Raw genomic sequence first — 14,617 nt, forward strand, 5'->3', positions numbered from 1 at the left:
TAATGCACTAAGCGCTACCAGATTGGCGGTTATTGACGAAGAGCGTGGCGGCGAAAGGCTAAGCCAATTTCCTCCAGGGATAAGCTAAACGGCTTTAATAGCAGAGAAGCCTCTGCTTGCCGAAAAGTTGTATCCATGCGTGTATCAAGTTTCTTAATGTAAGAGTCCCACTTCGATCGCAATTCGATGGAACTCCGGTCGACGCGCTTTTGTCGACGAACCTCGCGGCCTGTGAAGTGTTTGAAGGTCGAATTGAACCGCGAGGAGATCATCGATGGAGAAAGGACGCGTTGCCGCGCTCGACGCTGGACGGGCGCTCGCGATCGTCGGGGTTGTTGCCGTACACCTGTCGTTTCAGTTTCCCAATCTGCCCGATGCCGTGACGCTGATCGCGCGCATGGGCCAATACGGCGTGCAGCTGTTCTTCGTGATCAGCGCGATCACGATCTTCATGACGCTGGAGATGGACCACGCTCAATGCGTGGACGCGCGTCATGTCGCCCTGCGGTTCTATATCAAACGGTTCTTTCGCATTGCGCCCATGTACTATTCGGCGATTGCGATCTATGGCCTCATCAGCTACGGGGCGACGCGTTCAGGCATCGAGCGCGCATGGATTCTGGGCGCGCATGGCCCGATGGACGTGCTGCTCAACATGCTCTTCCTGCATGCGCTTTCGCCTACCGCAATCAACAATGTCGTGCCGGGCGGATGGTCGATCGGCGTCGAAATGTTGTTCTATGCAATTGCGCCCTTGCTGTTCTTTCTTGCAATGGATCGAACGCGCCTTCTAATCGCGACGGTTCTGCTGCTTGGGATATCGCTTGCCGTCATGTCGATGAGCGAATGCAACGGAACGCTCGACTGCAATGTCGCCAATAACACCTTCAGTTACTTCTGGCCGCCGGTGCAAGGGCCTTGTTTCATCATCGGCATGTGGGCGTGGTACGGCTTTCGTTCTCATCTGCTCGGTTCGTCCGACGTAACGCAGCGGACGTCGTGGCTCTATTTCTCGCTTGCGTTGATCTTCGCGCTGATGACGGGCGCACTCGGCGTATGGCTCGACAGGGCGCACGCCTTAACGCCCGTCTTTGCCGCGTGCAGCGCGGTCGCGTTCCTGTTGTTCGTCTGCTCGCATCAGGCGCGCAAGCGACAAGGCAAGCCGCGCGCAGCTCCTCGCTTGCCGCTCGTTCGTCGCTGTGCCGCCGCGCTTGGACGCGAGAGTTACGGGATTTATCTTTGGCACTTCGTGTGCGTCTACATCACGTTCCATTACCTGGATCGCGCGTTCGGCAAGACAAGCAAAGAGGCTTCGCTTGCGTTGTTTGCTGTGACGCTGATTGCGGTGCTGATTGTTTCTTATGGTCTTTCGCGCGTATCCGATCGACTGATTCAAGGACGTGCAACCCGCCTGTCCAAACGCCTGCTTGCATCGGTCGACCGCAGTTTTCATCTGACGCGCAAGAGGTAGCTCATGAAATCGCCTGACCTCGTCCGTTTGCTGCAGGGTTATGAAGATTCAAGCGTCGGCCACGCATGCGATACAGGACGATGCTCGCCGCGAGCGTAGCCAGTTCCGTGAAGGCGACTGTCATCCATATTCCGCGTGGTCCAAGCCATTGCGTCAAGAGCCAAAGCATGGCGAGCAACAAGAGCCAACTGCGCAAGAGTGCAACGATCATCGATGCGAGCGGCGCTTCGATAGCGGTCAGATAGCCGCTTACGGCAAGATTGATCGCGGCGGGCACGAACGCAAGTGCGCACCAGGGTAATGCTTCGCGCAACAGCGCTTGTGCGGCCGCACTGTTCGGTACGAAGAGCGCGCCAAGCGGCTGCGCGAGCGTGAGTATCGCCAAGGCTGCGGCTGCGGCAAAGGCGATCGTCACTGTCATGCCGATCGAAAAGGCGCGCGAGACGGCCTGCGCATGACCCGCACCACGCTCGAAGCTCACAATGGGCTGCATGCTTTGAACGAGCGCCACCATCGTGACGGAGGCGATCATCGTCATGTACTCGACTACGGCGAATGCAACGAGTCCCGTATCGCCGAGCCAGCGCAATACTGCGTGATTGAATGCGAACAGCGTGACGCTCGGCGCGATCTCGCCGAGAAACTCGGAGACGCCGTTGTAAGCCATGCGCCATGCATGATCGAGTGAAGCGAAGGCGCGAGCGGTCGGACGAACCTGACGAGCACGCACAAAGTGATAGGCAAGCATAGGCATGCAGGCAAGCGCCTGACTGATGCCCGACGCGATGGCCGCGCCGCGCATGCCCCAATGCATGTAACTCACCATCCAGTACGTCAGCGCGACATCTGCGATGCCGCCTGCGACGAGACACACAAGTCCGAATTTCGCCGCGCCTTCGATCCGAAGAAAGAGTTCGAGCGCATAGCACGCAGTGGGAAACAGCACGAACGGCGCATAGGCGTGCAGAAAGTCTGTCGCGAGCCGGGCCAGCTCGCCACGCGCACCGGTCCAATGCACGAAGGTGTCGGCATAAAAATAAATTGCGAGCGCGAACGCAAGTCCGCACAAGCCGAGCAGCCAGAGTGCCTGCGTGAATGCCACGGATGCATCGTGCAGGCGTCGTTCGCCGAGCAGTCGCGCGACGAGTGTCGATCCGCCGACGCCGATCATCACGCTGAACGCGTACGGCAAATAAAGCAGCGGGACGAGCAGATTCAGCGCGGCAAGCGCATCGGCGCCCACATAGCGTCCGATGAATATGCCGCTGATGACCGAATGCATGCAGTACACCCAGGCGGCTAAAACCGTGGGCACGGCGTAGCTCGAAAATTGTCGAACGAGCGTAGGAGTGTTGAGCGAATACATGAACCACAACCAGACGTTGCTCGCTGGGCATGCCGATAGATATACGCGACGCTTTAATCGTGCGATGCGACGGGTCGGCATGGGCGCGCCGATGAATCAAAGGCGGGCCGCATATGAGTGCATTGAGACTGCATAGCGCGCGTTCTGGCGACGCGAGAAACGCCAGCGGGCTATAGCGGACTAGGGGAGGAAATGCGTGATGAGGCGATCGGCACGCGATGCCGCTTCAGGATTTCTCGATGCATCGATGTCGATGCGGGCGTTTGAGCGCAAAAGTAGGCTAAAGGTTCCTTTATGCCTTCTTAACCGAACGCTGACTCGGGTAGAGGCAAATCGAGTCAAGCGCCAGTTGCTTCAAGCGGCCGATCTGTCTTGGCGCGCAAACCATACGCCGTCAGCATGCGATACAGCGTGACGCGCGAAATGCCCAGTTCGTCCGCTGCTTCGCCAAGCCGTCCACGATGACGCAGCAGCGCCACTTCGATCGCTTGCCGTTCCGCGGCCTCGCGCGCTTGCGCGAGCGTCAGCGGTGCGGCTTCGGCATATTCGCCAAGTTCGAGATCGGCCGCGAGAATCTGTCGTCCTTCCGACATGACGATTGCGCGTCGCACACGATTGATCAACTCGCGCACATTGCCGGGCCAACCGTAATTGTGTAGCGCCGCTATCGCGCATGGAGAGAAGCCCCGCAAGCGACGGCTCGCATCTTTCTTAAAGCGCTCGAGCATGTGATTCGCAAGCAACTCGATGTCCTTGCCGCGCACGCGCAAAGGCGGCTCGTCGATCTGCAACACGCACAAGCGATGGTACAAGTCCGCGCGAAAGCGTCCTTCGATCATTGCGGACTGCATGTCGACGTGAGTAGCCGAAATGATGCGCACATCGACCGGTGTCGAGCTTTGTCCACCCAGACGTTCGATCTTGCGCTCCTGGAGAAAACGCAAAAGGCTCGCCTGACTTTCGAGCGGCAGATCGCCGATTTCATCGAGAAAGAGCGTGCCGCCATCAGCGGCTTCGACGCGGCCTATCTTGCGTTGATTCGCGCCGGTGAATGCGCCGCGCTCATAGCCGAACAGCTCGGATTGCAAGAGATGCGCGGGGATCGCGCCGCAATTGATTGCGACAAAAGGCTGCTCGCGCCGCACCGAACGCTCGTGAATGGCGACCGCCGTCAATTCCTTGCCCGTGCCCGACTCGCCTGAAATAAAGACAGGCGCATCGGTCATTGCGACCTTGCGGATCGAACGGTACAAGGCCTGCATGGCATCGCACGAACCGACCATGCCGCCTTCCTTGCAATCGTCCTTGCGTGGATCGTTGCAGGCGGTGTCGTGCAGCGAGACCATGCCGTAGGCGTGACCGACCGCATCGACGATACGATCGGCGGAAGAGGGCACTGTCACGTAATCGAAGCAGAAATCGCGAATCAGGCGGCAAATCTCGGGGCTTTCCACATGCTCGACATCGACGGTCGCGACCCAGCCAACCTGATAGGTTGCGAGCAATTCGGTCAGCAATGCGGTTTCCTTGGCGAAGCCGCGGCTCGTCAGATCGACGATGCCGGCGGCAGCGCGCTTGCCATGCTTGGCTGCCTTCGGCAGCTTGACAGGATCGATACGCTCGATCGTCCAGCCGCGCGCATGAAGGCGCTCGGACAGATCCTCGGACACTGTCCGTCCCGCGTAATAGAGCGTTCTAGTTTCCCCGTGCATGGCTTTTTCTCAGCTTTTATAGGTGTAGGGCTCAGTATGCGCCCGATTTGGTCAAGGTAAAACGCCTCGCAAACGATAAGCAGATTTTGAATCTTTGCATTGGTCGGTGGATTTCGATTAAGAAATCCAAGGAATTTTTTTCGACACGCGCGTTCGAAAATTTAAGGAACGAACGTGCTTTACTTGAGTGCACCGTTGCTGCGTAACGCTTGCCGAACTTTCGGACGGCCGGAACGAATTACTTATCCGCTTACGAATATGTCCGGCGCGGAAAGTATCAGAACATTTGAAATTGGCACGCGCTGAAATATCAGATAATTAATACATTCATGAAAAATTAGCTTTGCCGGGCGTTAGCCGCGGCGTAAAGTTTGGTGAAATGCATATCGTCCGATGAATTCTCGTCAAAACATGGAAAAGGCACAGAACTCCACTTCACCCCATCCGGCGCGCTTGCTCCTCGTAGACGACGATCCGGCAATGATCCGCATCATCGGCGAGATGCTCGCGGAATTTCCTGATCAGCGGTTTGCCACGACCGGTGAGTCCGCGCTTGCACTGGCGCGCGAATCGACGCCGGACCTCATCCTGCTCGACGCCAATCTGCCCAACATGACGGGCTTCGACGTCTGCGAAATTCTCAAGAGCGATGCCAAGCTTGCGCGCGTGCCCGTCATCTTCGTGACGAGCCACGACGCCCCCGCGCTCGAAGTCGATGCGTTCGGCATAGGTGCGTCCGACTACGTCATCAAGCCGCTCGTCGCCTCGCGTTTGCAGGCGCGCGTGCGCGGTCAGCTTCGCTGGAAAAGCCGGGTCATGCAGTTGCAGGCGCGCCTGCGCGACGAAGAATGCGCAGCACCGGTGCCCAAAGTGTCGGGCGTCCGCTTGCTCGGCCTCTTGGCAAGCGACACCGCACAAGCACAACGCGACGCGCTCGAAGCCATTGGCGCACTCGATCTGGCCGCGGACCGCGAAGCCGCACTGCGTTACGTCGTACGCAACGAGCCGAGCGCCATCGTGCTCGATTCGCGCTGCTGCAATGCGCCCGGCGAAGCGCCCGTGCTTGCCGACACCGTGCGTGAATTGGCCGCGGCGCATCCGCTCGTGCCGATCGTCGTGCTCGCCGATGCATGCGATGCCGAGACCGAACGGCACATGCTCGATGCGGGCGCGGCCGATGTCATCGCCAAGCCTGCGAAACCGGCCGTGTTGCAAGCCCGTATGCGCGCCGCGTTGGCTACGGCGCGCAAGGCGCAAGAGGCGCTTCGCGCCGCGCTGGAGTCCCCGGCTGGCGCGAGCGTTCATACGTTCCCCGTACTCGCGCGCGACACGCGAAGCGCCTGATCGTCCATCGACGATTCCGCGAAGCGCGCACGCCCCGCGCGCTTCGCCTCGTAGAGCGCATCGTCCGCAGCTTTTAAGAGCGCGTCAGGCGTGAGTTCGCGTGACGGCTGCAGCACGGCTATGCCAATCGACACCGTCACACGCGTGTCGACGTCCGATGAAAGATGTTCGATAGCCAACTCGCGCACGCGAGCGATCATGCGTTGCGCGATGCATCGCGCGCCGGCCAGATCCGTCTTGGGCAAAAGACACGCGAACTCTTCGCCGCCATAGCGCGCGAGCTTGTCGTAGGGACGGCGCAACGCATCCGCCAGCGCCTTGGCAATAGCCTTGAGGCACGCATCGCCGGCCTGATGCCCGTAATGATCGTTGAAGCGCTTGAAGTAATCGACGTCCACCATCAATAACGCAAGCGGTGCGCTCTCGCGTGTTCCATGACGCCAGTCCGCATGCAGGTCCTCATCGAACTTGCGGCGATTCGCAACACCCGTCAAGCCGTCGAGCAGCGCGCTTGCACGCAGCAGATCGCCCTGAAACTTGATCGTGAGATGCGTGCGGACGCGCGCCTTCGTGACGATAGGATTGATCGGCTTGGTGATGAAATCGACTGCGCCCAGTTCAAGCGCCTTGACCTCGTCGTCCTCGCGATCCTGCGACGTGATGAAGATGACAGGCACGTCGCTCGTCATCGGATCGGCCTTCAGGCGGCGGCATACTTCATGTCCGTCGAGATCGTCCATCACGACGTCGAGCAAAATCAGGTCGGGCGCTTCGCTCTGACAGAGCGCGATGGCTTGCGCGCCGCTCGTCGCCATGAAGATGTCGCAATCATGGCGCAATAGCTCGTACAGCACGCGAATGTTGACGGGCTGATCGTCGGCGATAAGCAGCTTCGGTCGGCGGTTAGCGTGAAGCAGCCAGCTCTGCAGAAGGTCTTCCATGTCAGGCCTGCTCCAGCATGTCGCGCGCGAGCTTCGACGCGCGTGCGAAATCGAGCGCACGTACACGCGCAAGAAAATGCTCGAAGTCATCGCGATGGTCGTTGGGCGCATGCGGCGAGAGGTTCTCCGACAACGCAATGGCCTGCAGATTCGAAGCATCGAGCAACGCGACGATCGTCGAGAGACGTGCGCGCCAGTCTTCATCTTCAAGCGGTTGAGCGGGCGTCGCAACTTGCGGCGCAGCGGGCGCGCGAGCAAATTCGCGCGTCAACTCCTCGACGCTCGCTGCAAGCAATTGCTGCATGCGCGGCAGCTTCGCGACGGCCGAGGCGAGCGTGCGCGCATCGTCATCACTGTCGAGCAAATCGCGTTCTATACGGCTTGCAAGCATCGCCAGCGCCGCTGCGCCCACCGTGCCCGCGCTGCCCTTGATCGCATGAACGATCGATGCAGCGCCCTTTGCATCCTGCGCCGCGAGCTTCGCTGCAAGACGCGCCAGTTGCTTGTCGGTCTGTGCGCCGAAGCCATCGACTGCGTTGTGAATCAGTTCGAGATTGCCGCCGAAGCGCGCGACGATCGAATCGCGCCGCTCGATCGTCGATGCATTGCTCGCGTTCGATTCGGCCGCATCGTGCATGTCCGCCTCGATCGGCGCGCGTCCCGCTTGCGCGCGCACTACGGCGACGAGTCGCTCGACATCGATCGGCTTGCCGACATGATCGTTCATGCCCGCTTCGATACAAGCCTCGCGATCCGCACCCGATGCATTGGCCGTCATCGCGACGATCGGCAGCGCGGCGAAGCGGCCGTCCGCACGAATCAGGCGCGTGGCTTCGAGTCCGTCGAGATCGGGCATTTGCACGTCCATGAGCACGGCATCGAAATGTGCTTGCGCGCTCGCGATCAGATCGACGCCTTCGCGTCCGCTTTCGGCGAGCGTGACGCTTGCGCCCTCGGCAAGCAAGAGTCCTTCCGCGACTTGTCGATTGAGTGCGTTGTCCTCGACCACGAGCAACGACAGTCCCGCAAGACGCCGCGCTTTCGTCGCGCTGCTTGGCGTTTGCACGTGCGTCTGCATGGCGTTGTCGCCCGGCATCGCAGCGCGGATCGCGGCGACGAGTTGCTTCGGCGTCACGGGCTTCGTGAGGAAGCCGGCGAAGGGCGCGGCGCCGCCGTCCTGCGACTCTCTCAGCACTTCGCGCCCGAATGCGGTGACGAGCAACACGAGCGGCGGGGCCACGCGGCCCTTCATCGTGCTGATGAGCTTTGCGGCGTTGAGGCCATCGAGACCCGGCATGCGCCAGTCGAGCAGTGCGATATCGTAAGGCGTGGCGCCGCGCGCGGCATCGCCGATGCGCTCCACGGCTTCGATGCCGCTCGTGACTACATCCGCTTGCCAGCCGAGCGAGCGCACCGTGCGCGAAAGAATTTCGCCGGCAATCGCGTTGTCGTCCGCAATGAGAACGCGCGCGCCATGCGTGAGAATCGCGCCCTCGTCGTGCGCGGATTTGCCTCGTTCTTCGACGCCAAGCGTGATGTCGAACCAGAAGCGGCTACCTTCGCCCAGACGGCTGCTGACTTCGAGCTGGCCGCCCATCATCGCGACCAGTCGCTTGCAGATCACAAGCCCGAGGCCCGAGCCGCCATAGCGACGCGACGTCGAAGCCTCCGCTTGCGTGAAGCCTTCGAAGATGCGTTCGAGTTGCGCTTCGCTGATTCCGATGCCGCTGTCGCTTACCGCAATGCGCACGCGCACCGCATCGCACGACGTATCGTGCAGCGCTTCGAGCAAATGCACGCTTACGACGATCTGTCCGGACGACGTGAACTTGAGCGCATTGCCCGCCAGATTGATGAGCACTTGCTGAAGCCTGAAGCCATCGCCGATGAGCACATCGGGCAAGCCCGGATCGAGATCGAACAGCACTTCGACATCTTTCGTGCCCTGATTGCCGGAGAGCACGACGCCCAGTTCTTCCATCAGCTTCTCTGGCTCGAACGGGTGACTGTCGAGCTGCAGCTTGCCCGCTTCGATCTTCGAATAATCGAGGATGTCGTTGAGCAGATTCAGCAACGATTTCGCGGCGGACTCGGCCTTGCTCACATAGTCCTGTTGACGGCGATTGAGCGCCGTCAGTTGCACGAGATGCAGCATGCCGAGCACGGCGTTCATCGGCGTGCGGATTTCGTGACTCATGTTCGCGAGGAACGACGACTTGGCCGCGCTCGCCGCATCGGCCTGTTCCTTCGCATTGCGCAGATGAAATTCCAGTTCGTACTGATCGGTGATGTCGTAATTCACGCCGGTCATGGAGTAGGGCTTGCCGTGCGCGTCGAGCTGAGTGCGCAGGCCGCTCTGGAGGCGTCGCGTCGTGCCGTCCGGCAAAACGATGCGAAACGCCGGCAATTCCTCGGTCTCACCCGCGATCACGGCTTGCAGGCTCGCCTCGATGGCGGCGAGATCGTCGGGATGGATGCGCTGACGCCAGTGCTCGATGTGCAGGCCGTTACCGACGAGAGCGGGCGAATATTGATAGATGTCGAACATGCGGGCGTTCCAGTGCAGCTTGCCCGTGGCGATATCCCACGACCAGACGCCCAGTTCGGCGATGTCGGCGGCAAGCAGCAACTGATCGCGCGCGTCGGCCAGTTGGCTGCGCTCTTTTTTCTGCCGCGAGATATCCGTAATTACAGATACAAAATGCAAAGCGCCATCGAGACGCATGGCGCCAGTCGATACGTGCGCGGGAAACGACGTGCCATCCTTGCGCATGCCCGCCAGTTCGCAATCGGCGGTCGGAATGCCGGTCGCACCCTTGAATTGCATTATGTATTCGTTATACGAATCCAGGAGGGCAGGCGGGACGAGCATGCGAATGTTTTGCCCGATGATCTCGCTCGCCGCATAGCCGAACACCCTCTCGCCCGCCGAGTTGAACGAGCGGATCGCACCGCGCTCGTCCACGGTGATGATCGGATTGATTGCGGTGTCGAGCACGGTGCGCGTCGTCGCGAGGCTGCGGGCGAGTTCCTGCTCGATGCGCGTGCGCGCGGTGATCTGCCGCACGAGCGTCGAGCCGAACAACGCCAGCACCAGCGCGAGCATGCCGGTGACGGCCGCGTGCCAGAGCGTGTCGCGCCACCACGGCGCGATGATCTCGTCGCGCGAGAGCGCCGCCGCGACGAACAGCGGATAGTCCTGCAACTCGCGGAAGCTGTTGAGGCGCGTGACGGCGTCCTGCGACGACGTCGTCGTGAAGACACCCGAACGGCCTTGTTCGAGATGGGAGCGGAAGAGCGCCGTGTCGATCACGTTCTTGCCGACGAAGCGGTCTTCGAACGGACGGCGCACGACCATCACGCCTGAATTCAGCACGAGCGCGGCCGCGCCCGCCTCGCCGAGGTCGAGGCTGTCGTAGAAGCGCGAGAAAAAGCTGACGTCGATGGTCGCGAGCGCGACGCCCGCGAAGCTGCCGTCGGGGGCATCGATACGGCGCGACACGGGCACGATCCATTTGCCCGTCGAACGACTCCGCACGGGCGGTCCGATGTGCGGTCCCTGATCCGTGTGAGTGCGGTGATATTCGAAGTATTCGCGGTCCGAGTTGTTGAAGCGCTGATCGAGCTTGGGTTGCGAGTTGACGATCCAGGCGCCGCTCTTGTCGTAGATGAAGAGGCCGTTTAATTGCGGCAACTGTTCGACCCGCGAGACCAGCGAGCGATGCACGCGCGCGAGCGATTCCGGCGATGTGCCTTCCTCTTCGACGCGCTCCACCATGCCGATCAGCGTCGTATCCGCTTCCTTGAACGTGTCGTTGGCGTGCTGCGCCATCGCGCGCGCGAGGTTCGACGCCGCCGTCGTCATCTCGCCGAGCTGCACGCGGCGTGCGGCAAGGCTGCGCCATACATCGGTGCCGATGAGGAGCACGCAGACGGCGATGATGAACACCGTCATCCTGAATGTGAGCGAATGGCGACTAAGCACGCCGTTTTATCTCCTAAAGAGCATTGCAATCGGCGCAAGCCGCGCCCTAAATCGAAACGCTGCCGTATCTTATCGCGCCGTTCCGGCGTGGCCGCTTAGCGGCTCAGTCAGGCGGAAGAGGTGTTTTTTGCGCATGTCAAGGGTGTTTACGGCAATACGACAGAAAAGCTTGATCCCGCTTGGCGGGAATTATTTCGCGCTTAGCCCGGTTAGAAGGTTAAGGATTCGCCTCCAAGAGACAAATTGCGTGTTTGTCGTTAGCCGTCTTTGAGTGCTAAAAGCGTTGGTTCAAGCCCGACATTCAGTGTCGCTGGCAAAGGACCGGCACGCGCCGGGCCTTGCCACGCAAGGCTTTAGTAAAGCTGGCACGGTCGCTGCATTAACAGCCGTCACCGCCGCCTTAGCGACTCCCCCGATCATCAGCCTGACACGATCGCTTAGCCGGCATTTCATTGAACGACTGCTGCCGAAGTGGAGTGAATCATGTTGGGAATCCTTATTAACGTGGCGAAGGACATCTTGTTGCCGCATCTGATCTGCCTGACCGGACTGCTGCTGGAGCGTGCCGAACATGGCCGGCGCGATCGCTATCTCTCGTCGTGCGCGGATATCGGCGAACTCGAACGACGCATGCGCGCGTGCGAAATCGACGTTTGATTGCTCACTCACTTTCTCACCGCGAGAACGAACGATGATGGTTTCAAACGATGAACACGTCGCCGCCCCGGTGATCGCGCTGCATTGCTCCGGCTCGGGCGCGAATCAATGGCGTCAACTCGGCGAGACGCTCGGCACCATGAACGGCCGCTACGTGCTGGTCGCGCCCGAGCACTATGGTTGCGACAGCGTGGGTCCATGGAGCGGCGAGCGCGCATTCACGCTCGCGGACGAAGCGGCGCGCACGGTCGAAATCATCGATCGTCAGCGCGGCAAGGTGCATCTCGTTGGGCATTCATATGGCGGCGGCGTGGCGTTGCGCGCGGCGCTCGAGCGGCCGCACGGTGTCGCGAGCATCACGCTTTACGAACCCTCGGCGTTTCATCTGCTCAAGGGCCTGGGCGCGCGAGGCGCGGCCGAATTCGCCGAGATTCTCGCGATTGCGGCGCGCACGGCGGAAGGCGTTGTTGCCGGCGATTTGCGCGGCGCCGCGAATTCGTTCGTCGACTATTGGGGCGGACGGGGCGCATGGTCTGCGCTCAGGCCCTCCGTGCAGACCATGCTCACGCGCTGGGTTCCCAAGGCTCCGCTCGACTTCCGGGCGTTGATTCACGAGCCGACGCCCGCGAGCGCCTATGCGAGTCTGCGCATCCCGACGCTCGTGATGCGCGGCGAACATGCGCCCGCGCCGACGCGCCTGATCGCCGAGACACTGCCTTATCTGATTCCGTCGGCGAAGCTGATCGTCGTGCCGGAAGCGGGGCACATGGGGCCGCTTACGCACGCGCATGCCGTGAACGCGGCCATCGCGCGGCATATCGAAACGCACGCGATGCGAGTCGAAAGCCTATCCGAGTAGGCCGTCGCGCGAAGGCGCGCTTTCGCCTTGACGCTCGATGAGCCGCGCGCGAAACCAGAAGGTCCACGCGAGCAAGCCGCCGTAAATTGCATAGCTCACGACCGGCGAGGCGACGAGATAGCGCTCGACAGGCCATGTCCATGCAAACCAGAAGCGCAGGATGGTTTCGACCGTCAGGCCGACGCCCCAAGCAAGCGTCATGAGCCGCAACGATGCGCGCAACGTGGCGCTTTCGCTCCAGTATGCTTCGAAACGTTGCGCGCCGTTTTCTTGTTCGCGCGTGACGGTGGCGCGCGCGAGATAGAAGATGAGTGGCCGCTTGAACAACAGCGAAACGAGAAAGACGATGCCTGTCGCGCCTGCTGCGAGCGATTCGCGCACCAGCAGGATGCGCGGGCTGCCGCCCATTGCGAGCATGACGATCGACAGCGCAATGCCAAACAGCACGAGCGCGGAGAGCGCATCGACACGGCGCGAGCGCGCGAATTCGGCAAGACTCCAGACAAGCGGCGGCGCAGCGGATGCATAGAGCGCACCGACATCGCCCCAATACGGCAACGCAAGGCGATAAGCAAGCCAGGGAAGCAGTAGATTGGCGGCAAGTTCGAGCAAGAGACCCGGCTTGATCTTTTTCATGAGCTCAAGGAATGGGCGCGCAATGCGCGGCGCCTTGCGCCAAGTATAAAAGATCGGGCGTGCATGAATGTGCGCATGCACGCGTGAGGTGTGGATTGCGCGTGCCGCTTTTCAATTTAGATCAGCAGCTAAAGACACGGAGCCGCACAAAGCGTGCGCAAATGACGAAGCCGCCGCCGTTGAAACGCAGGCGGCGACAGTGAAACAATAAAGCCCGTTACTTTTTCGCGCCTGCCGCTGCGCCGCCGGCTCTCGCATTCGCGGCGTTGCCATTGGCGGCGTTAGCCGCATTCGGGTTATAGGTCGAGTTGGCGTTGTATCCCGGGTTGGCCGTACTCGTATTCGCGCTGCTCGAATTGGCGTTATTCGATTTGAGCGGTTTAGGCTGCAAGGTCTGGTTGATGACGCCCATCTGTCCCATCTTCTTAGCGGCCTGGCTGTCGGCGTTGGCTGCCGTAGCGAAGCACAGGCCGGCGGCACCTGCGATCAGCGCAACATGCATGGCGCGCAGAAACACGCGATTGCGATCTTTCTTCATGACGGCCTCCTTGGTCGATGCTTGCCGCGCGCGCTAAACGAAAGCAAAGAGGAATCGCGCGGCAAGCGTTCTATTGTGCGCAAGCTGAATGCCTGAGCGAAACAGGGTTTAGCCTTATGCCGGCGCTAAAACAAACGGCTAAGCGGCCTCTGCCGGTGCTTTGAGCGCTTGAGCAAGCAGATGCGCGTGCGGCGTAAGCGCATCGAAGTTGCGGGCGCACAGATACAGGCGGCGCGTGGCCCACGGCTCCGATAACGGAACGATCGACAGTCCCGGCCGCTCCAGCATGCGCGCCGAAGCCTCCGACAAAATCACGAGCCCAATGCCCGCCTCGGCGAGCATGCCGACATTGTCGACGCTGCGCATGCGGATGCGATAAGCAACTTGCCGCCCCAGCCGCGATGCGCGCTCGGCCAGATGCATTTCGAGCGCCGCATCCGAGAGCCCGACAAACGCTTCGCCGACGATCTCCGAGAACGCCACCGCAGTTTCCCCCGCGATGCGATGCGCGCGACTCGCCACGACGACGAGTTGATCCTGCGCGATCAGATGCGTCTCCAGCTTGCCGAGATCCGTCGTATCGGAAACGACGCCGAGTTCCGCGCGTCCCTCGGCGATCGCCTGCACGATCTCGACACTCGGGCGTTCATCGAGATCGATCGAAAGATCGGGATAGTCAGCGAGAAAACGCGTGAGCCGTGGCGGCAGGAATGCAGCGAGCGCGGCGGTGTTGGATAACAGCCGGATGCGTCCTCTTAGCCCGGTGCCGAAAGAACGCAATTCACCACGCATCTGTTCGACCTGGCCCAAGATCGTGCGCGCGTGTCCGGCGAAGGCGTCGCCGGCTGCGGTCGCTTGCACGCCACGTCGATTGCGTTCGAGTAAAGCTGCGCCCAGCGCGGCCTCCATGCCCGCGATGCGTTCACTTGCGGAAGCAAGCGCAAGATGCATGGCCTGTGCACCGGCCGTGATGCTGCCGCGTTCGATCACGGTCAGGAAGAGCCGCATGTCGGTCAGGTCGAAGCGCATGCCGCATCCTTCGGCTTTGCCGAAGCCTCACATTGGAAATGCCAGATTGTAAGCGGCAGGCGGCATCGTTAGCATCTGT

General features: G+C 61.1%; 11 protein-coding genes. 4 read left to right on the forward strand and 7 right to left on the reverse strand.

Annotation, left to right across the window (positions count from 1 at the left end; all coding sequences use genetic code 11):
- The first annotated feature begins 274 nt into the window (after positions 1-274).
- Positions 275-1,471: an acyltransferase family protein gene (locus tag BRPE64_RS26975; protein WP_016348138.1), complete on the forward strand. Its 1,197-nt coding sequence runs from the start codon at positions 275-277 to the stop codon at positions 1,469-1,471.
- A 1-nt stretch (position 1,472) separates the two neighbouring features.
- On the opposite strand, the gene BRPE64_RS26980 is transcribed toward BRPE64_RS26975, so the two are convergent.
- A complete protein-coding gene (locus BRPE64_RS26980; RefSeq protein ID WP_232519336.1) occupies positions 1,473-2,786 on the reverse strand; it encodes an MATE family efflux transporter in 1,314 nt (437 codons plus the stop codon).
- Between the two features lie 389 nt (positions 2,787-3,175).
- On the reverse strand, positions 3,176-4,549 hold the full coding sequence (locus tag BRPE64_RS26985; RefSeq protein WP_044043392.1) for a sigma-54 dependent transcriptional regulator: 1,374 nt from the start codon (positions 4,547-4,549) through the stop codon (positions 3,176-3,178).
- A gap of 411 nt (positions 4,550-4,960) precedes the next feature.
- On the opposite strand from BRPE64_RS26985, the gene BRPE64_RS26990 reads away from it, so the two are divergent.
- Positions 4,961-5,893, forward strand: a complete 933-nt coding sequence (locus BRPE64_RS26990) for a response regulator (protein ID WP_044043394.1) — start codon at positions 4,961-4,963, stop codon at positions 5,891-5,893.
- Here the strand turns inward: BRPE64_RS26990 and BRPE64_RS26995 are convergent.
- Complete coding sequence (locus BRPE64_RS26995; protein WP_016348142.1) at positions 5,851-6,834, reverse strand: diguanylate cyclase domain-containing protein; 984 nt, start codon at positions 6,832-6,834, stop codon at positions 5,851-5,853. The two genes, BRPE64_RS26990 and BRPE64_RS26995, sit on opposite strands and share 43 nt — an antisense overlap.
- A gap of 1 nt (position 6,835) precedes the next feature.
- The gene (locus BRPE64_RS27000; RefSeq protein ID WP_232519337.1) at positions 6,836-10,819 is read right to left on the reverse strand and encodes a response regulator; all 3,984 of its coding nucleotides are present in this window, start codon (positions 10,817-10,819) and stop codon (positions 6,836-6,838) included.
- Positions 10,820-11,302: 483 nt separating this feature from the next.
- On the opposite strand from BRPE64_RS27000, the gene BRPE64_RS33335 reads away from it, so the two are divergent.
- Together BRPE64_RS33335 and BRPE64_RS27005 are read left to right on the forward strand one after the other, a co-directional pair.
- Positions 11,303-11,476, forward strand: coding sequence for a hypothetical protein (locus tag BRPE64_RS33335; RefSeq protein ID WP_160167951.1), 174 nt, complete (start codon positions 11,303-11,305; stop codon positions 11,474-11,476).
- 34 nt (positions 11,477-11,510) lie between these two features.
- Positions 11,511-12,335 carry an alpha/beta fold hydrolase gene (locus BRPE64_RS27005; RefSeq protein WP_016348145.1) on the forward strand — a complete coding sequence of 275 codons (825 nt, stop codon included), beginning with the start codon at positions 11,511-11,513 and terminating at the stop codon, positions 12,333-12,335.
- Here the strand turns inward: BRPE64_RS27005 and BRPE64_RS27010 are convergent.
- From BRPE64_RS27010 to BRPE64_RS27020, 3 genes are all read right to left on the reverse strand, one after another.
- Positions 12,324-12,971, reverse strand: a complete 648-nt coding sequence (locus tag BRPE64_RS27010; RefSeq protein WP_044043745.1) for a VC0807 family protein — start codon at positions 12,969-12,971, stop codon at positions 12,324-12,326. The genes BRPE64_RS27005 and BRPE64_RS27010 overlap by 12 nt on opposite strands.
- A 217-nt stretch (positions 12,972-13,188) precedes the next feature.
- A complete protein-coding gene (locus BRPE64_RS27015) occupies positions 13,189-13,509 on the reverse strand; it encodes a hypothetical protein (protein WP_016348147.1) in 321 nt (106 codons plus the stop codon).
- 138 nt (positions 13,510-13,647) lie between these two features.
- Positions 13,648-14,538 (reverse strand): LysR substrate-binding domain-containing protein, encoded by an 891-nt coding sequence (locus BRPE64_RS27020; RefSeq protein ID WP_016348148.1) that lies wholly within the window; start codon positions 14,536-14,538, stop codon positions 13,648-13,650.
- Positions 14,539-14,617 lie beyond the last annotated feature (79 nt).

This window comes from Caballeronia insecticola, assembly GCF_000402035.1.
Classification (GTDB): domain Bacteria; phylum Pseudomonadota; class Gammaproteobacteria; order Burkholderiales; family Burkholderiaceae; genus Caballeronia; species Caballeronia insecticola.